This is a genomic window from Roseateles saccharophilus (assembly GCF_031458095.1).
GTDB lineage: Bacteria > Pseudomonadota > Gammaproteobacteria > Burkholderiales > Burkholderiaceae_C > Pelomonas > Pelomonas saccharophila_A.
In genome coordinates, this window is sequence record NZ_JAVDXU010000003.1 from 749,086 (window position 1) to 766,998 (window position 17,913).

Consider the following 17,913-nt stretch of genomic DNA (forward strand, 5'->3'; position numbering starts at 1 on the left):
GGGTGAAATTACCCAGGCGGGCTGATCCCGGCCCGGCCGCGGCCTCTCCTACGATGCCGCCCGGCTGCCAGCCCGGCGGCATTTTTCTGGAGTCCTCTCGTGACCATCGCCTCTCCCTTGCGCCTGACCCTGCTGGGCGCCCTGCTCGGCCTCAACCTCGCTGCGCAAGCGGCACCCAGCGCGCCGGTCGCCGTCAGCTTCGACACCACGCCGCGCGCAGGCCAGCAGCAGCGCCAGCAGATCGACCTGCAAGCCGTCATCAAGGCACGCCTGGAGGCCGGCCCCGACGCCACCGAGGAGCAGCGCGCCAAGATGGCCAAGGCCGCCGAGAACATGGAGCGCATGGGCCAGATGAAGATGGCCATGCGCATGGAACAGACCATGAAGGTCGGCGCGCCCGACGCCCAGGGCTGGCTGCCGATGACCGTCGCCGTCGGCGCCAAGGGCGGCAGCGTGGAGATGGGCGGCAAGGTCAACCCCCTGCCCAACCTCGCCAAGGCCGACATGAGCTTTGCCGCGCGCTTCAACCCCAAGGACTTCGGCTTCGAGGTGCAGGCCGTCGAAGCGGGCTCGGCCGAGGGCAACGAGATGATGCGCAACCTGGGCAACAAGACGATCGGCGACTCGCTGCAGCTGTTCAAGGCGCTGAGCCAGCGTCCGCTGAAGATCGGCGAAAGCATCGAGGTGCCGCTGAACATGTCCCTGCCCATGCCGCTGCCCGGCGGCGCCAACAATATGCAGGGCCTGCTGCACTACACCCTGGCTCGCGTGGACAAGGGCGTGGCCCACTTCGACCTGAGCATGGACCTGAAGATGGAGCTCAACACGCCCGTGCCCAGGCCGCCGGCTGCGGCATCCGCGGCCGGCGCTGAAACCGCCGACGCGCCGCCCCAGATGCTGCACATGGTGCTCAGCGGCGGCGGCAAGGGCACGAGTTCGCTGCGCCTGGCGGACCGCCTGCCGCTGGCCAGCCGTCTCGCCATGGACATGAAGATGACGATGGACGGCCCGGACAACGGCCGCATGTTCATGGACATGGACATGGTGGTGGAGTCCAAGGGCGAGTCCCTGGCCAAGCCGGTGGCCGCCAAGAAGAAGCCCTGAAGGGGCGGCGCCCGGACCCGGATCTAGGGCGCCGTCTTCTCGACGACGACGAAGGCGACGGCATAGTCCTGCTCGTCGCTGACCGTCACATGGGCCTTCAGGCCACGGGCCGCGAACCAGTCGGCCAGGGCGCCATGCAGGGCGACCTCGGGCTTGCCGCTGGGCGCCTTGACGACCTCCATGGCCCGCCAGGTCATGGGCATGCGCATTCCCATGCCGATGGCCTTGGAGAAGGCCTCCTTGGCCGCGAAGCGCGTCGCCAGATAGGCCTCGCCGCGCGCTTCGACCTTGGCGCGACGGTCGCGGAAGACCGCCAGCTCATGCGGCCCCAGCACCTTCTCGGCAAAGCGCTCGCCGCGCCGCGCCAGCGTCTCGCGGATGCGGCGGATGTCACAGACGTCGGTGCCGATGCCGTAGATCACACGTAGGCGGTCGCGATGACCCGCTGGTAGGCCTTCACCGTCTCGGCATAGCCCAGCTCCAGCGCGTCGGCGATCAGGGCATGGCCGATGGACGCCTCCAGCACGCCTGGCACATGGCGCAGGAAGACGCTCAGGTTGTCGCGGTTCAGGTCATGGCCGGCGTTGATGCCGAGGCCCACCTTCAGCGCGGCCTCGGCCGTGGCCGTGAAGCCGGCCAGCACGGCATCCTGGCGCTCGGTGGCAAAGGCGCTGGCAAAGGTCTCGGTGTAGAGCTCGATCCGGTCGGCGCCCAGCTCGGCCACGGCAGCCATGGCGGCCGGGTTGGGGTCCATGAAGAGGCTGACGCGCACGCCCAGACCTTGAGCTTCCTGGATCAGCGGCTTCAGGCGCTCGGCGTCCTGCGGCAGGGTCCAGCCGTGGTCGGACGTGAACTGGTCTTCGGAGTCGGGCACGAAGGTGACCTGGTGGGGGCGGTGCTTGCGCACGAAGTCCATCAGGTTCTGGGTCGGGTTGCCTTCGATGTTGAACTCGGCCTGGGGCCAGTCCTTCAGGAAGGCGGCGAGGTCGTCGACATCGCCGGCGCGGATATGGCGCGCATCGGGCCGCGGGTGGACGGTGATGCCTTGAGCGCCTGCCAGCAGGCATTGCTCAGCGGCTCGCAGCACGCTGGGAATGCCGAGATGGCGGGTGTTGCGCAGCAGCGCGACCTTGTTGACGTTGACCGACAGGGCGCAGCGCTGGCCAGCGTGGGCGAAGGGATTCATGAGTCGAGCAGTTGTTGCACGTCGACCATCAGGGCCCGCGTGCGCAATGGCTGATGACCCAGATGGTAGTGGAGCAGGCCGCGCAGCGTCGTCTTCAGGGCTTGGGGGCCAGCGGCACAGGCCTGGCGCAGAGCGGCCATGCTGCCATGCAACAGGGCGGCCTGGAGCTGGATCAGCAGCGCCCCCGGCAGGCTGGCGTCGCTGGTTGGCGGGATGAGGCCGGACTCGGGCGACAGCTGGTAGCGGCGCGCCGGATCGATGGGGGCTTGCGTCGGTGTGACGACGCTGAGGTCGGGCAGCAGGCCCAGCTCGGCCAGCAGCTTGATCTCGAAGGCACGCAGCACCACGTCACCTTCGGCCAGATGGGCCAGCGCGTCGGCGTAGGCGTCAAAGAGCGCGGGGTGCGGGTCGTGGCGGGCCAGCAGCTTGAGCAGCAGCTCGTTCAGGTAGTAGCCCGAGAACAGCGCCGCACCGGCCGGCAGGGTCGCGCCGCCGCCCCACTCGGCGCTGCGCAGGGTCTGTACCTCGCCGCCGTCGGCCTTGGCCGGCTTGGACAGGCTGACGCTGATCCGCTGCAGCGGCAGCAGCACGGCCCGCAGCTGGGAATACGGTCGCTTGGCACCCTTCGCCGCGACGGCGATGCGGCCGGACTCGCGCGTGAACAGGTCGAGGATGAGGCTGGACTCGCTCCAGTCGTGCTGGTGCAGCACATAGGCGGGCTGCACCGACGGAGTCCGCACCGGGCTCACTCGTAGCCGTAAGAACGCAGATGCTCTTCCGTGTCTGCCCAGCCCGAGCGCACCTTGACCCACAGCTCCAGGAAGACGCGGCCATCCATCAGATGCTCCAGCTCCTGGCGCGACTCCGAGCCGATGCGCTTCAGGCGCTCGCCGCCCTGACCGATGATCATGCCCTTGTGGGCGTCGCGCTCGACGACGATGCTGGCGCTGATGCGGCGCAGCTCGCCCTCCTCTTCCCATTTGTCGATGACGACGGTGGAGGTGTAGGGCAGCTCGTCGCCGGTCAGGCGGAACAGCTTCTCGCGGATGATCTCGCTGGCCAGGAACTTCTCGCTGCGATCGGTCAGCGCGTCCTCGTCATAGAACCACCCCTGCTCGGGCAGATAGGGCTTGAGGATCTTGAAGAGGCGGGTCACGTCGGCCTCCTTCTTGGCTGACAGCGGCACGAACTCGGCGAAGTTGCGACGCTCCTGCATGCCCTTGAGCCAGGGCGCCAGTTCGGCGCGGCGGTGCACGGCATCGAGCTTGTTGGCGATCAGCACGACGGGCTTGTCCTCGGGCAGCAGTCCCAGCACCTTGGCGTCGTCCAGGCCGAAGCGGCCGGCTTCGACGACGAACAGCACCAGGTCGACGTCGGCCAGCACGCCGTGCACGGTACGGTTCAGCGTGCGGTTCAGCGCGGCGTTGTGCTTGGTCTGGAAGCCGGGCGTGTCGACGAAGACGAACTGGGCCTCGTCGACCGTGCGCACGCCGGTGATGCGGTGGCGGGTCGTCTGGGCCTTGTCGGACGTGATGCTGACCTTCTGGCCCACCAGGGCGTTCAGCAGCGTGGACTTGCCGACGTTGGGTCGGCCGACGATGGCGATGAGGCCACAGCGCTGCGGTACTTCGGAAGCACTGGAATCAGGCTTGGGCTCGGTGGTCATGGTCTGCCTCGTTCGGCGGTCAGTCTATCCAGCAGGCGGCGGGCGGCCTCCTGCTCGGCGATGCGGCGCGAACGCCCTTCGCCCAGTTCGGCGACGTCCAGGGCTGGCACCGCGCATTCGACCTCGAAGGTCTGGGCATGGGCCTGTCCGCGTGTCGCGACGATACGGTAGCTCGGCACGGCGATGCGCCGGGCCTGCAGCCATTCCTGCAGTGCGGTCTTGGCGTCCTTGGCGAAGTCGCCGGCGCTGGAGGCCGTGGCGATGGTTTCACCCAGCAGGCGGCGCACGATGGCCAGGGCCGCGTCGTAGCCGGCGTCGATATAGGCCGCACCCAGCACGGCCTCGACGGCATCGGCCAGGATGGAGGGCCGCTGGCCGCCGCCGCCGCGGGCTTCGCCGTCCGACATCTTCAGCACGGCCGGCAAGTTCAGCGCCAGGGCCAGCTTGTGCAGGCTGTCCTCGCGCACCAGATGGGCGCGCACCCGGGTCAGATCACCCTCGTCGGAGCCGGCGTAGCGTTCGTAGAGCAGGCTGGAGACGGCCAGGCTGAGGACGGCGTCACCCAGGAATTCCAGCCTCTCGTTGTGGTCGGCGCCGTAGCTGCGATGGGTGATAGCCCGCGCGAGCAACTCGGGCCGCTGGAAGCGGTGGCCAAGGCGTCGTTGCAGGTCGTCCAGCGCGGCGCTCATCGTCGCGGCATGGTCGTCAACGCGACTTGCCCCGGTACTTGATCATCAGGTAGACCGGGCCGAAGATGTCGATTTCCTTGTCCCAGGCGAACTCGATGACGACCCTGTCATTGGCGTCCTTGGTGATGACGAGGTCGGTGCTCTTGATGCTCTGGATGGAGTACTCGGTCAAGGTGGCCTTGTCGAACTCCTGACGCACCTGGGGAACGGTGGCCGGGTTGCCGGCCGCAATGCGGTCGACGACGCGCTGCACCGTGTAGTACTCCAGCACCGTCGGGAAGACTTTCATGCCGACGACGGCCGTGACGGCAATGACGGCGCCCCAGAACAGCAGGCCGATCAGCGTGAGGCCACGCTGGCTGCGGGAGGGGGCGGAAGGCGTAAGGCGGCGGCAGCTCATCTGGGGCATCAATTGAAGAAGGTACCGATGCGCTTGAGGTTACCGAAATTCATCCAGACCAAGAAGGCCTTGCCGACGATGTTTTCATCCGGCACGAAACCCCAGTAGCGGGAATCGCGGGAGTTGTCACGGTTGTCGCCCAGCATGAAGTAGTGGCCGGCCGGTACCTTGCAGGTCACGCCCTCGACGGTGTAGCGGCAGTTTTCCTGGAAGGGGAAGGGGCCGTCGGCGCGGTCGGCACGGAAAAAGGTCTGGGCGTCGGGCTGCACCAGGATCTCGTGCTCCTTGTCGCCCAGCTTCTCCAGGAAGCGGGGGCGATAGACGCGCGGCGAGCCGCTGTCGTCATAGAACTTGCCCAGCGGCTGGGTCGTCGCGAGCTGACCGTTGATGTAGAGCTTCTGGTTGACGTAGCTGATCTCGTCACCCGGGATGCCGGCCACGCGCTTGATGAAGTCGGTGCTCGGATCCTCGGGATAGCGGAAGACCATCACGTCGCCACGCTTGACGTCGTTGTTCGGGATGATCTTCTTGTTGATCACCGGCAGGCGGATGCCGTAGTGGAACTTGTTGACCAGGATGAGGTCGCCGACCAGCAGCGTCGGCACCATCGAGCCGGACGGGATCTTGAAGGGCTCGAACAGGAAGCTGCGCAGCAGGAAGACGACCAGGATGACCGGGAACAGGCCGGCGGTCCAGTCCAGCCACCAGGGCTGCTGCAGGATCTGCTGGCGGGCCGGCTCGACATCGCCGTCCACCCGGGCGATGCCCTGGGCGGCCAGCGTCTCGCGGCGCTTGGCATCGTTGTCCACCAGGGCCTGGGCGGCGGCGCGGCGGGCCGGCGCGAAATGAAAGCGTTCGGCCAGCCAGTAGAAGAGCGTGACCGCCGTCAGCACGAAGAGCAGCAACGCAAAGTTGCCGTTCCATCGGCCGGCGTACCAGCCGCCCAGATAGGCCACCAGGGCCGCATACAAAACGCCGGTGAGAACGCTCATCGATTGAAGGGGCATGGGAGTTAATCGTCGACTTGCAGGATGGCGAGGAAGGCTTCTTGCGGCACTTCCACGGAGCCGATCTGCTTCATGCGCTTCTTGCCGGCCTTTTGCTTTTCCAGCAGCTTGCGCTTGCGGGTGATGTCACCGCCATAGCATTTTGCCAGCACGTTCTTGCGCAGCGCCTTGATGTTCTCGCGGGCGATGATGTTGGCGCCGATGGCGGCCTGGATGGCGACGTCATACATCTGGCGCGGGATCTGCTCGCGCATCTTGGCCGCCACGCCGCGGCCGCGGTACTGACTCTGGCTGCGGTGCACGATCATGGCCAGCGGGTCGACCTTGTCGCCGTTGATCATGATGTCGACCTTGACGACGTCGGCGGCGCGGTATTCCTTGAACTCGTAGTCCATGGAGGCGTAGCCGCGCGAGGCCGACTTCAGCTTGTCGAAGAAGTCCAGCACGATCTCGGCCAGTGGGATCTCGTAGGTCAGCATGACCTGCTTGCCGTGGTAGGCCATGTTGAGCTGCACGCCGCGTTTCTGGTTGGCCAGCGTCATGACGACGCCGACATAGTCCTGCGGCATGTAGAGGTGCACCGTGACGATGGGCTCGCGGATCTCGCGCATGCGGCCGATGTCGGGCATCTTGGACGGGTTCTCGACCTGGATGACTTCGCCGTCGTTCAGCTCGACCTCATAAATGACGCTGGGCGCCGTCGTGACCAGGTCCTGGTCGAACTCGCGCTCCAGGCGCTCCTGCACGATCTCCATGTGCAGCAGGCCGAGGAAGCCGCAGCGAAAGCCGAAGCCCAGGGCCTGGCTGACCTCGGGCTCGTAGCGCAGCGAGGAGTCGTTGAGGCTGAGCTTTTCCAGCGCGTCGCGCAACTGGTCGTACTCGCTGGCCTCGGTCGGGTAGAGCCCGGCGAACACCTGGGGCTGGATTTCCTTGAAGCCCGGCAGGGCCTCGGTGGCCGGGCCGGCGTTGTTGGGCAGCTTCTTTTCCAGCGTGACGGTGTCGCCCACCTTGGCCGCGGCCAGCTCCTTGATGCCGCAGATGATGAAGCCCACCTCGCCGGCCTTCAGGCCTTCACGGTTCTCGCTCTTGGGCGTGAACACGCCGAGATGCTCGATCGGGTAGACCGAGTTGGTGTTCATCATGCGGATGCGCTCGCCCTTGCGCAGCTCGCCGTCCACCACGCGCACCAGCATGACGACGCCGACGTAGTTGTCGAACCAGGCGTCGATGATCATGGCGCGCGGCGGCGCGTCGGGGTTGCCGCGCGGGGGCGGCATGCGGGCGATGACGGCCTCGATGATCTCGTCGATGCCCATGCCGGTCTTGGCCGAGCAGGGGATGGCGTTGTCGGCGTCGATGCCGATGACGTCCTCGATCTCGGCCTTGGCGTTGTCGGGGTCGGCCGACGGCAGGTCCATCTTGTTCAGCACCGGCACGACCTCAACGCCGAGGTCCAGGGCCGTATAGCAATTGGCCACCGTCTGGGCTTCCACGCCCTGGGACGCGTCCACCACCAGCAGCGCGCCCTCGCAGGCCGACAGCGAGCGGCTGACTTCATAAGAGAAGTCGACGTGGCCGGGCGTGTCGATCAGGTTGAGGTTGTAGACCTGGCCGTCCTTGGCCGTGTACTGCAGGGCAGCCGTCTGCGCCTTGATCGTGATGCCGCGCTCGCGCTCCAGATCCATGGAGTCCAGCACTTGCGCTTCCATCTCCCGATCGCTCAAGCCTCCGCAGCGCTGAATGATGCGGTCAGCCAGCGTGCTCTTGCCGTGGTCGATGTGGGCAATGATGGAGAAGTTGCGGATGTGGTTCATCTGATCTTGAGCAGGACACAACGGCGTCAGCCGTTGCGCCGCACGCTAACTTCGCACTGCGAAGTTAAGCGCGGTGAAGCCGCGCGGCGGTAGGCAAAAAAAAGGCACGTCGAAGAGGCGACGTGCCTTCCAACAAAAGGTATGGCAACTGCTTGTTGGGCTTCCATTGTAGCCAAAAGGCCCAGCCGGGAAGCCGCACCAGCATTGGTTTTCCGGCCGTTGCAGGCTGCCAACAAGGAATTTTAACCACAGCTTATCCACAAGTTCTTGTGGATCGCCTGTGGAAGAAATCCTGGTGTCACGGACGGCCTTCGATTCCACCGTCGGACACCGCTTTCCAGCACGCATCGAGCCTCGATTTTAGCGGGTGGCGCGAACAATCCGGGCGCAAATACAAAAGTTAGCCGGCGCCAACTTCCCAAAACGGTGGACAACTTCATCCGCCGGCTGGCCCGGCCTTGCCGCATCGCGGAAAGCCCGAGGCGTCGGCCGAGGATTTGCGCTACATCAGCGGGCCGGCTTCAGCAGCACGAAGCTGGTCACGTCCTCCCGCCGCACGACCAGGTTGAGGGTCTTGTTCTTGTCGGCCTTGGCGATCTGGGCCTGGAAGGCCTTGACCGAAGCCACCTCGACGTTGTCCACCGATAGGATGAGGTCGCCCTCGCGCAGGCCCGCGCGGGCGGCGGCGCCCGTGGCGCTGTCGACCTTGACGCCGGATTTCAGCTTCAACTCCTTGCGCTGGGCCTCGGTCACTTCGGAAACCTTCAGGCCCAGGGCCGTGCTCGGGGCGGTGGTGGGCGCCGGCTCCTTGCTGCTGTTGTCGTCGCTGCTGCTGCCCAGCTTCTTGCTGCGTTCGTCCTCGCCGATGGTGACGACGATGTCCTTGGTCGTGCCGCGGCGGAACACGGTCAGCGTGGTCTTGGCACCGGGCTTCACATTGGCCACCAGGCGACGCAGGTCGGCGGCCTTGTCCACCGTCTTGCCGTCCACCTTGGTCACGACGTCGCCACCTTCGACGCCGGCTTTCTCAGCCGGGCCGCCGGCGATGACGGAGCGGATCACGGCGCCCTGAGGCTTGCCCAGACCGATGGCCTCGGCGATTTCCTTGGTCAGGTCATCCGGCAGCACGCCAAGATAGCCGCGCACGACGCGGCCGCCGGCGCGCAGCTCGTCGGCCACGCGGATGGCATCGGCGATGGGGATCGCGAACGAGATGCCCATATAGCCGCCGTTCTGGCTGTAGATCTGCGAGTTGATGCCGATGACCTCGCCCCGCATATTGACCAGCGGGCCGCCCGAATTGCCGGGATTGATGGCCACGTCGGTCTGGATCAGCGGCAGCAGATCGCCCGTATCGCGCTGCTTGGCGCTGATGATGCCCGCCGTCACGGTGTTCTCCAGGCCGAAGGGCGAGCCGATGGCCATGACCCATTCCCCGACCTTGGACTTGTTGCTGTCGCCAACCTTGACGACCGGCAGGCCGCTGGCCTCGACCTTGACGACAGCGACGTCGGAGCGCTGGTCGGCGCCGATGAGCTTGGCCTTGAGCTCGCGCTTGTCGGTCAGCGTGACGATGACCTCGTCGGCGCCCTGCACCACATGGGCATTGGTCAGCACATAGCCGTCGGCGCTGAGGATGAAGCCGGAGCCGACGCCGCGGCGCATCGGGCCGTCGTCGTCCGGCGTGCCGCCGCCGCGCGGCGCACCGCGGCGCTGGTTGGGCACCGGGATGCCGAAGCGGCGGAAGAACTCCTGCATCTGCTCGTTCATCTCCGCCTGGCCTTCGCTCATCTTCACCTTCTCGGCGGTGCGGATGTTGACGACGGCGGGACCGACGCTCTCGACCAGGTCGCTGAAATCCGGCAGGCCGCGCGGCTGGGCGGTGGCGGGCGCCTGGCCCAGGGCGAGGGCAAGGGCCAGCGCCGTGCCGGACAGCAGCAGGCGCGTGCGCGCGGGAGTCGAACGGTTCTCAGCGTGCATATCGGATTCCCAGGATTCAGCAGGCAAAAGCGGACAAACGGTCAGGGCAGATAAGGGCAGCGCCGCCGGGCTTCAAGGACGGGCTTGCGAGGCTGCAGGCTCCGGCAGTGTCAGGTTCCAGTCGATGACCTCGGGCGGCGCATCCGGCAGGGTACGACCTGCGGCCGTCTGCGCAAAGCTCAGGCCGCTAAGGCCCTGGGCTCGTGGTGTTGCAATCGGGGCAGCGGCGATCTCGACGTCCCCGGCGGGCGCGGGCCGCAGCAGGCCGAAACCCAGGGCGAAGGCGACGAAGCTGGCGGCCACCGCCAGCGGCGCCAGCCACTCGCGCCGGTGCCGGGGTTCGGCCGCCTCGACCGGCAACTGTGCGCGAAGCGCCGTGAGCAGGGCCTCGGGCTCGCGATGCAGCGCCGGCAACTCGGCCCTCAGGCCGTCACCGGCCGCGTGCCAAAGGGCCCAGCGCTCGCGCAGGCCCGGGTCGCCCGCCCAGGCCGCATTCACGCGCGCCCAGTCGGCAGGCGTCGCCCGGCCGTCCATGACGGCGGACAGGGCTTCGTTCAAGGCCTCGTCGACAGGGCTCACCATCGCCGCCCTCCTCCGCCGCCCAGCAGCGGCCGCAGCCGCGCGGCCACGGCTTCGCGCGCACGGAAGATGCGCGAGCGCACCGTGCCCGGTGGGCAGTCCATCAGATCGCCGATCTCGTCGTAGCTCAAGCCATCCACCTCTCGCAGCAACAGCGCCCGGCGCTGGTCTTCGGCCAGGGCTGCGACGGCGTCGTCCAGTTCCCGGGCCAGTTGGCGACCCGCGAGCAAGGCCTCGGGGGTCGCATCGTCGCTTGGAGCCGCATCGGTGCCGAAAGTTCCCTCGTCGTCATCCAGGGATTCCACGGGACGCTGGCGGGCCCGGTGCCGTTTGGCGGCATTGATCGCGATGCGGTAGATCCAGGTGTAGAAGGCGCTGTCGCCGCGAAAGGCCGGCAGGGCGCGGTAGGCCGCCAGGAAGGTCTCCTGGCAGAGGTCGGCGACGTCGGCGGAGTCGCGCACGCTGCGCGACAGCAGGCGCTCGACGCGGCGCTGGTATTTCAGTACCAGCATATCGAAGGCGGCGCGGCTGCCCGCCTGGGCCTCGCGCACCAGCAGGGCGTCGGCTTCGTCGCTCATCGCTGCACCGCGGCACCCGGCGCCGAGAACAAGGTGGCACGCAGCGCCCCCCATTGCAGTTGCTGATGACGGGCCAAAGGCAGCCAGCGCGGGCCGGGCGCGGCGCGCAGCAGCAACCAGGCGTCGAGATCGATCAGCACGGCGAGTTGGACGGCGGTTTCTTCATCTTGCCCAGGCTCGGCCAGCCACCAGGCCTGGCCGTCCCAGCGCAAGCGGCGCGGCAGCACGGCGGCGGCCCGCCAGGCATAGGCGATGGCGGCCGGCACGGCCAGCAGCACAGGCCAGGCCGAAGGGGTGTGGCTGAGGGCCCAGGCGGCAAGGCCGCCCGAAGCAAGCGCCGCGACGAGGGCCACAGCGGCCTGCACGGCCGGCTGAGGCTGCAACTGCACGACGACGGGCGGCGTGCGGCGCATCGCCGGCGGGCGCGATCAGACGCGCTTGAAGATCAGCGTGCCGTTGGTGCCGCCGAAGCCGAAGTTGTTCTTGGCGGCGACGTCGATCTTCATCGGCCGCGCCTCGTTGGCGCAGTAATCCAGGTCGCACTCGGGGTCCTGGTTGAAGATGTTGATCGTCGGCGGGGCGATTTGGTCGCGGATGGCAAGGGCGGTGAACACCGACTCGATGCCGCCCGCGCCGCCCAGCAGGTGGCCGGTCATGGACTTGGTCGAGCTGATGACCATGTTCTTGGCGTGGTCGCCAAAGGCCAGCTTGATGGCGTTGGTCTCGTTCACGTCACCCAGCGGCGTGGACGTGCCGTGGGCGTTCATGTACTGGACCTGGTCGGGGTTCATGCCCGCATTGCGCAGCGCCGCGCGCATCGAGCGCTTGGGGCCGTCAACGTTGGGCGCGGTCATGTGGTACGCGTCCGCACCCATGCCGAAACCGGCCAGTTCGCAGTAGATCTTGGCGCCGCGCTTCTTGGCGTGCTCGTACTCTTCGAGCACCAGCACGCCAGCGCCCTCGCCCAGCACGAAGCCGTCGCGGTCCTTGTCCCAGGGGCGGGACGCGGTCGCGGGATCGTCGTTGCGGGTGGAGAGGGCCCGGGCCGCGGCGAAACCGCCGATGCCCAGCGGCGACACCGCACCTTCGGCGCCGCCCGCGATCATCACGTCGGCGTCGCCGTACTCGATGAGGCGGCCGGCTTCGCCGATCGCATGCAGGCCCGTGGTGCAGGCCGTCACGATCGCCAGGTTGGGACCCTGGAAGCCGAAGTTGATGGAGACATGGCCCGAGATCATGTTGATGATCGAGGCCGGGATGAAGAACGGCGAGATGCGGCGCGGGCCGCGGTTCATCAGCTCGGTGTGGGTGTCTTCGATCAGCGGCAGGCCGCCGATGCCCGAACCCACGAGCACGCCGATGCGCTCGGCCTGTTCTTCGGTCAGTTGATCTCCGGTGGGAATGCCGGAGTCACGCACCGCCTGGAAAGCCGCCGCCAGCCCGTAATGGATGAAGCCATCCATGTGCCGGGCTTCCTTGGCGGGGATGTAGTCCTCGATGCTGAAGCCCTTGACCTCACCCGCGAAATGGCATGCCAGGTTGCTGGCATCAAAGCGGGTGACGGTGGCAATGCCGGAACGACCGGCGAGGATATTGGCCCAACCTTCGGCAACGGTATTGCCGACAGGACTGATCAGGCCAAGACCGGTGACGACAACGCGACGACGGCTCATGCAGTGCGGATCAGAGTTGCGAGAGAGAAAAGGCCTCAGGCCTTCTGGTGCTTGACGGCGTAGTCGATCGCCAGCTGCACGGTGGTGATCTTCTCGGCTTCCTCGTCGGGGATCTCGATGCCGAACTCGTCTTCGAGGGCCATCACCAGTTCCACGGTGTCCAGAGAATCGGCGCCCAGGTCAGCAACGAAAGCCTTCTCGTTGGTGACGTCGGCTTCCGCCACGCCGAGTTGCTCGGCAATGATCTTCTTGACTCGTGCTTCGATATCGCTCATGAAACTCCTCCAGGAGAGGTTTGCAGAAAACAGCCCGGCATTCTACGGGCACTAGATGGACGCCCCTAATTCAAGGCGTCCGGCCCAAATCAGGCCATGTACATGCCGCCGTTGACGTGCAGCTCGGTGCCCGTGATGTAGGCACCGCCGGGTGACGCCAGGAAGGCCACCGCCGCGGCGATTTCCTCGGGTGCGCCGAGGCGCCCGAGCGGGATCTGAGCCAGCAGCGCGGCCTTCTGGGCCTCGGGCAGGACCTCGGTCATGTCGGTGGCGATGAAGCCCGGCGCGATGCAGTTGACGGTGATGCCGCGGCTGCCCAGTTCGCGGGCCAGCGAGCGCGTCAGGCCGGCCACACCGGCCTTGGCGGCGGCGTAATTGGCCTGGCCGGCATTGCCGGAAGCGCCGACGACGGAGGTGATGTTGATGATGCGGCCGGAGCGCTGTTTCATCATCGGCTTGGTCACCGCGCGGGCCAGGCGAAAGACCGCCTTGAGATTGGTGTCCAGCACGGCGTCCCAGTCCTCGTCCTTCATGCGCATGGACAGGGTGTCGCGGGTGATGCCGGCGTTGTTGACCAGCACATGCAGGCCGCCTTCCTTGGCGACGATGTCGTCGACGGCAGCCTGGCTGGCCGCGGCGTCGGTCACGTTCAGCGCGATGCCACGGCCACCGTGGGGCGCCAGGGCTTCGGCGATGGCGGCAGCGCCGGCTTCGGTCGTTGCCGTGCCGACGACGCGCCAGCCTTCATTGGCCAGGGTCAGGGCGATGGCACGGCCGATGCCGCGGCTGGCGCCGGTGACGAGGGCGACGCCCTTGCTCGTGGATTCAGTCATGGGTTCAGCCTCCACCCAGGAGGGCGCGAGCCTCGGCCAGCGAGGCGGGGTCGAAGACACAGGCGGCCTGCAGTTCGCCGTCGATGCGCTTGGCCATGCCGGTCAGCACCTTGCCGGGGCCGGCCTCGATGATGTGGCCGACGCCGCGGGCCTTCAGGGCCTGCACGACCTCGACCCAACGCACCGGGCCGAAGGCCTGGCGGTAGAGGGCGTCGCGCAGCGCGGCGTCGTTGTCGGTGATGGCGACGTCGATGTTGTTGATGACGGGGAAGGCGGCGGCCTGGAACTGCACGGTCGCCAGCTTTTCCTTCAGGCGCTCGGCGGCCGGCTTCATCAGGCTGGAATGGAAAGGCGCGGATACCGGCAGCGGCAACGCACGCTTGGCGCCAGCGGCCTTCAGGATCTCGGCGGCCTTGTCGGCGCCGGCCTTGCTGCCGGCGATGACGGTCTGCTTGGGGTCGTTGAAGTTGACGGCCTCGACGGCCTCGCCCGTTTCGGCGGCCGCCTGGGCGCAACCGGCGCGCACGGCATCACCGTCCAGGCCCAGGATGGCGTACATGGCGCCCGCACCGACCGGCACGGCTTCCTGCATCGCCTGAGCGCGGAAGCGCACCAACGGCAGCGCGTCGGCCAGGCTCAGCGCGCCGGCGGCCACGAGGGCCGTGTACTCACCCAGCGAATGGCCGGCGGCCGCAACGGGCACCGCGCCGGTCTCGGCGACAAAGGCGCGCCAGCAGGCGATGCCGGCCGTCAGCATGACGGGCTGGGTGTTGGTCGTCAGGTCCAGCTGTTCCTTGGGCCCGGCGTGGATCAGCGCGCCGATGTCCTCGCCGAGGGCGGCGGAGGCTTCTTCCAGCGTGCGGCGGACTTCCAGATGGTCGCCCCAGGCGTCGAGCATGCCGACGGCCTGCGAGCCTTGGCCGGGAAAGACAACGGCAAAAGGTGCAGTCATGAGATCAATTCCAGTTGATGCGTCGGCGCAGCCGGCACCGCTCAATATTTGAGCAGCGCGGCGCCCCAGGTAAAGCCGCCGCCGACACCTTCCAGCATGAGGGTGTCGCCGCGCTGGATGCGGCCGCTGCGCACGGCGACGTCCAGGGCCAGCGGCACGGAGGCGGCCGAGGTGTTGCCATGCTCGTCGACGGTGGCGATGAGCTTGTTCAGGTCCAGCTTCAGCTTCTTGGCCGTGCCCTGCATGATGCGGATATTGGCTTGATGCGGGATCAGCCAGTCGAGGTCGGCGTCCGTCATGCCGGCCTTCTCGAGCACCGAGCGGGCCACCTTTTCGAGCACGCCGACGGCGAGCTTGAAGACGGCCTGGCCATCCATCTTCAGGAAAGGGCTGCCAAGCACCCGGCCGCCAGCGACGGTGCCGGGCGTGCAGAGGACGTCGACATGGCGCGAATCGGCATGCAACTCGGTGGCGAGGATGCCGGGTTCGGCGCTGGCACCCAGCACGACAGCGCCGGCGCCGTCACCAAACAGCACGCAGGTGGTGCGGTCCTTGAAGTCGAGGATGCGCGAGAACACCTCGGCGCCAACGACCAGGGCCTTGTTGGCGGCGCCGCTCTTGATCATGGAGTCCGCCACGCTGAGCGCATAGACGAATCCCGAGCAGACGGCCTGCACGTCAAAGGCCGCGCAGCCATGCACGCCGAGCTTCTTCTGCAGCAGGCAGGCCGTGGAGGGGAAGACCATGTCCGGCGTGGACGTGGCGACGATGATGAGGTCGATCTCTTCGGCGGCGATGCCGGCGGCTTCCAACGCCGCTTGCGCGGCCGGGAAGGCCAGGTCGCTGGAGGCTTGATCGGCCGACGCGAAGTGGCGGGCGCGGATGCCGGTGCGCTCGACGATCCAGTCGTCGGAGGTCTCGACGCCGTCGGCAGCCAGGCGATCGGCCAGGTCTTGGTTGGTCACGCGGTCGGCCGGCAGGAAGCTGCCGGTGCCGAGGATGCGGGAATAACGGGGGGATTGGATTCCAGTAGGGCTCATGCAGCCTGCGCGACGGAGTTCGCCGCGTTGTCTCCAGCATCATTCGCCTTCGCCTGAAGCGTGGCGACGATGCGGTCGTGGACCCGGTCAAGCAGCCGGTTGCGGGCGGCATCATAAGCGCGGGCCAAAGCCTGCTCGAAGGCAAAGGCATCGGCCGAACCGTGGCTCTTGAAGACCAGGCCTCGCAGACCCAGCAGGGCCGCACCATTGAAGCGGCGGTGGTCGACGCGGTTCTTGAAGGCCTTGAGGATGGGCAGGGCCAGCAGCGCGACGAACTTGGTCAGCAGATTGCGGCTGAACTCTTCCTTGATGAAGGCGCCGATCATGGTGGCCAGGCCTTCAGAAGTCTTGAGCATGACGTTGCCGACGAAGCCGTCGCAGACAACGATGTCCGTCGTGCCCTTGTAGATGTCATTGCCTTCGACATTGCCGAAGAAGTTCAGCTGGCCGGCCGCGCCGGCCGCACGCAGCAGCTCGCCGGCCTGCTTGATGGTCTCGCTGCCCTTGATGGCTTCCTCGCCGATATTGAGCAGGCCGACGCTGGGCTCTTCATTGCCTTCGACGGCCGCGACGAGGGCGCTGCCCATGACGGCGAACTGCAGCAAGTGCTCCGCCGTGCAATCGACGTTGGCGCCCAGGTCCAGCACGGTCGTGAAACGGCCGCGCTGGTTGGGAATGACGGTGGCGATGGCAGGGCGGTCAATGCCGTCCAGCGTCTTCAGCAGATAGCGGGCCACGGCCATCAGGGCGCCGGTGTTGCCGGCGGACACGCAGGCATGGGCCAGGGCCGGGTTGCCTTCGCGGTCGGCCTTGAGCTGCTGGATGGCGACACGCATGGACGAGTCGCGCTTGCGGCGCAAGGCGACCTCGATCGGATCTTCCATCGTGACGACCTCGCTGGCCGCGACGATGCGGCAACGCGGCCACGCCGCGGCGGCGGTCAACTCCTCGGGCTTGCCGACGAGGATGAGCTCGGCGCCGGGATGCTTGTCGAGAAAGGCGCGGCAGGCCGGCAGCGTGACCGAGGGGCCGTGGTCGCCGCCCATGCAGTCGACGGACAGGCGAATCGGTTCAGGCAAGGGAGCGGCGGTCATTTCAGTGGTTTTCGTGAGCCACAAAGACCAAACCCGGCTCTGCGCGGTACGCAGGCCGGGTCGGCAGATTCATCGATAGTTTGGCGCCGCACCAGGCGGCACCGGCCACCATCAGGCCGCGTCGGCCTTGCTCTTCAGCACCTTGCGACCACGGTAGAAACCGGTGGGGCTGATGTGGTGACGCAGATGCACTTCGCCAGTCGTCGGCTCGATGGCCGTGCCCGGGGTCACCAGGGCATTGTGGGAACGGTGCATGCCGCGCTTGGAAGGCGACTTCTTGTTTTGCTGAACAGCCATGAAATTCTCCAGAATCTGCGGGGTTTGGGGGCGGACATTGGGGCACTGCCCCGAGGAGTGAGATCAAAGCTCGAACTCCAGGCCGCAGAAAAGCCCACGAGTGTAGCACCGGATGCAAAAACCGCCAAGCCGCGTCGATGAAAGGCGCGGGGGAACAGCCGCCAACCATGGTTCAGGCGCTGCCGCCTCGCTTCAAGGCGGCGAGCTTGGCAAAGGGATTGGGGCGCTCGTCCGCTTCCGCGACGGGCAGATCATCCACATGGGCCAGCGGCTCGGGGCAGGCCTCGTGGCGCGGCACCAGCGGCAGGGCCAGCAGCAATTCGTCTTCGATCAGCTCGCGGGCATCGAGATGGCGCGGCAGGGCCAGCACGTCGTCGTCGCTGTCGACGTCCAGTGCGGCCGCCTCGGCCTCGGTGTCGACAAAGCGGATCCAGCGGTCGATGTCGATGTCTTCATGCACCGGCTTCAGGCAGCGCTGGCAGGTCAGGGCGACCTGGCCCGAGGCCGTCAGGTGCAGCCAGATCTGGGCCTTGCCGCCCTTGGGCTGGCGGGTCTCGCCGTGCAGGCTCCATTGCAAGGCCGGCCAGCCGCTGGCGGGAGCCTCGGGAGCAGCCGAGTCGGCCAGTCGCTGCAGCGAGGCCGCCGGCCATTCGCCGGACAGGCTGGCGTCGTCATGGGCCAGGGCCGCAACGTCGAGCTTCTCGGGAACAAAGGCGCGCGATTTCATGGTCGAGAGTTTAGGCGGG

General features: G+C 67.2%; 21 protein-coding genes. 1 reads left to right on the forward strand and 20 read right to left on the reverse strand.

Going from position 1 to position 17,913, the window contains the following annotated elements; all coding sequences use genetic code 11:
* The first annotated feature begins 99 nt into the window (after positions 1-99).
* The gene (locus tag J2X20_RS22350) at positions 100-1,104 is read left to right on the forward strand and encodes a hypothetical protein (RefSeq protein ID WP_310269692.1); all 1,005 of its coding nucleotides are present in this window, start codon (positions 100-102) and stop codon (positions 1,102-1,104) included.
* Between the two features lie 23 nt (positions 1,105-1,127).
* On the opposite strand, the gene acpS is transcribed toward J2X20_RS22350, so the two are convergent.
* The 20 genes from acpS to J2X20_RS22450 form a co-directional block, all read right to left on the reverse strand.
* Positions 1,128-1,526, reverse strand: coding sequence for a holo-ACP synthase (gene acpS, locus J2X20_RS22355; RefSeq protein WP_310269695.1), 399 nt, complete (start codon positions 1,524-1,526; stop codon positions 1,128-1,130).
* Positions 1,523-2,290, reverse strand: coding sequence for a pyridoxine 5'-phosphate synthase (locus tag J2X20_RS22360; RefSeq protein WP_310269698.1), 768 nt, complete (start codon positions 2,288-2,290; stop codon positions 1,523-1,525). Before J2X20_RS22360 ends, acpS begins: the two co-directional genes overlap by 4 nt.
* Entirely contained in the window at positions 2,287-3,030 is a 744-nt protein-coding gene (gene recO, locus J2X20_RS22365; protein WP_310269700.1) for a DNA repair protein RecO, read from the reverse strand. Before recO ends, J2X20_RS22360 begins: the two co-directional genes overlap by 4 nt.
* 5 nt (positions 3,031-3,035) lie before the next feature.
* On the reverse strand, positions 3,036-3,956 hold the full coding sequence (era, locus tag J2X20_RS22370) for a GTPase Era (RefSeq protein ID WP_310269703.1): 921 nt from the start codon (positions 3,954-3,956) through the stop codon (positions 3,036-3,038).
* Positions 3,953-4,645, reverse strand: a complete 693-nt coding sequence (gene rnc / locus J2X20_RS22375; RefSeq protein ID WP_310269706.1) for a ribonuclease III — start codon at positions 4,643-4,645, stop codon at positions 3,953-3,955. The genes era and rnc overlap by 4 nt, the downstream gene beginning before the upstream one ends.
* Positions 4,646-4,661: 16 nt before the next feature.
* Positions 4,662-5,045, reverse strand: coding sequence for a DUF4845 domain-containing protein (locus tag J2X20_RS22380; RefSeq protein WP_310269709.1), 384 nt, complete (start codon positions 5,043-5,045; stop codon positions 4,662-4,664).
* Between the two features lie 8 nt (positions 5,046-5,053).
* Complete coding sequence (gene lepB / locus J2X20_RS22385) at positions 5,054-6,037, reverse strand: signal peptidase I (protein WP_310269712.1); 984 nt, start codon at positions 6,035-6,037, stop codon at positions 5,054-5,056.
* Positions 6,038-6,057: 20 nt separating this feature from the next.
* A complete protein-coding gene (lepA, locus tag J2X20_RS22390) occupies positions 6,058-7,866 on the reverse strand; it encodes a translation elongation factor 4 (protein WP_310269715.1) in 1,809 nt (602 codons plus the stop codon).
* 507 nt (positions 7,867-8,373) lie between these two features.
* Positions 8,374-9,846, reverse strand: a complete 1,473-nt coding sequence (locus J2X20_RS22395) for a DegQ family serine endoprotease (RefSeq protein ID WP_310269717.1) — start codon at positions 9,844-9,846, stop codon at positions 8,374-8,376.
* A gap of 72 nt (positions 9,847-9,918) precedes the next feature.
* Positions 9,919-10,428 (reverse strand): sigma-E factor negative regulatory protein, encoded by a 510-nt coding sequence (locus tag J2X20_RS22400; RefSeq protein ID WP_310269719.1) that lies wholly within the window; start codon positions 10,426-10,428, stop codon positions 9,919-9,921.
* Positions 10,422-11,003 carry a sigma-70 family RNA polymerase sigma factor gene (locus J2X20_RS22405; RefSeq protein WP_310269721.1) on the reverse strand — a complete coding sequence of 194 codons (582 nt, stop codon included), beginning with the start codon at positions 11,001-11,003 and terminating at the stop codon, positions 10,422-10,424. The genes J2X20_RS22400 and J2X20_RS22405 overlap by 7 nt, the downstream gene beginning before the upstream one ends.
* The gene (locus J2X20_RS22410) at positions 11,000-11,416 is read right to left on the reverse strand and encodes a hypothetical protein (protein ID WP_310269724.1); all 417 of its coding nucleotides are present in this window, start codon (positions 11,414-11,416) and stop codon (positions 11,000-11,002) included. The genes J2X20_RS22405 and J2X20_RS22410 overlap by 4 nt, the downstream gene beginning before the upstream one ends.
* A gap of 15 nt (positions 11,417-11,431) precedes the next feature.
* Positions 11,432-12,676, reverse strand: coding sequence for a beta-ketoacyl-ACP synthase II (gene fabF / locus J2X20_RS22415; RefSeq protein WP_310269727.1), 1,245 nt, complete (start codon positions 12,674-12,676; stop codon positions 11,432-11,434).
* A gap of 35 nt (positions 12,677-12,711) precedes the next feature.
* Entirely contained in the window at positions 12,712-12,951 is a 240-nt protein-coding gene (gene acpP / locus J2X20_RS22420; RefSeq protein WP_056204266.1) for an acyl carrier protein, read from the reverse strand.
* Between the two features lie 89 nt (positions 12,952-13,040).
* Complete coding sequence (gene fabG / locus J2X20_RS22425; RefSeq protein WP_310269742.1) at positions 13,041-13,784, reverse strand: 3-oxoacyl-ACP reductase FabG; 744 nt, start codon at positions 13,782-13,784, stop codon at positions 13,041-13,043.
* 4 nt (positions 13,785-13,788) lie between these two features.
* Positions 13,789-14,736, reverse strand: a complete 948-nt coding sequence (fabD, locus tag J2X20_RS22430; protein ID WP_310269744.1) for an ACP S-malonyltransferase — start codon at positions 14,734-14,736, stop codon at positions 13,789-13,791.
* A gap of 41 nt (positions 14,737-14,777) precedes the next feature.
* The gene (locus tag J2X20_RS22435) at positions 14,778-15,776 is read right to left on the reverse strand and encodes a beta-ketoacyl-ACP synthase III (protein WP_310269746.1); all 999 of its coding nucleotides are present in this window, start codon (positions 15,774-15,776) and stop codon (positions 14,778-14,780) included.
* Complete coding sequence (plsX, locus tag J2X20_RS22440; RefSeq protein WP_310269748.1) at positions 15,773-16,870, reverse strand: phosphate acyltransferase PlsX; 1,098 nt, start codon at positions 16,868-16,870, stop codon at positions 15,773-15,775. The genes J2X20_RS22435 and plsX overlap by 4 nt, the downstream gene beginning before the upstream one ends.
* 111 nt (positions 16,871-16,981) lie before the next feature.
* Entirely contained in the window at positions 16,982-17,167 is a 186-nt protein-coding gene (rpmF, locus tag J2X20_RS22445) for a 50S ribosomal protein L32 (RefSeq protein ID WP_056876082.1), read from the reverse strand.
* A 172-nt stretch (positions 17,168-17,339) separates the two neighbouring features.
* Positions 17,340-17,894: a YceD family protein gene (locus J2X20_RS22450; RefSeq protein ID WP_310269755.1), complete on the reverse strand. Its 555-nt coding sequence runs from the start codon at positions 17,892-17,894 to the stop codon at positions 17,340-17,342.
* Positions 17,895-17,913 lie beyond the last annotated feature (19 nt).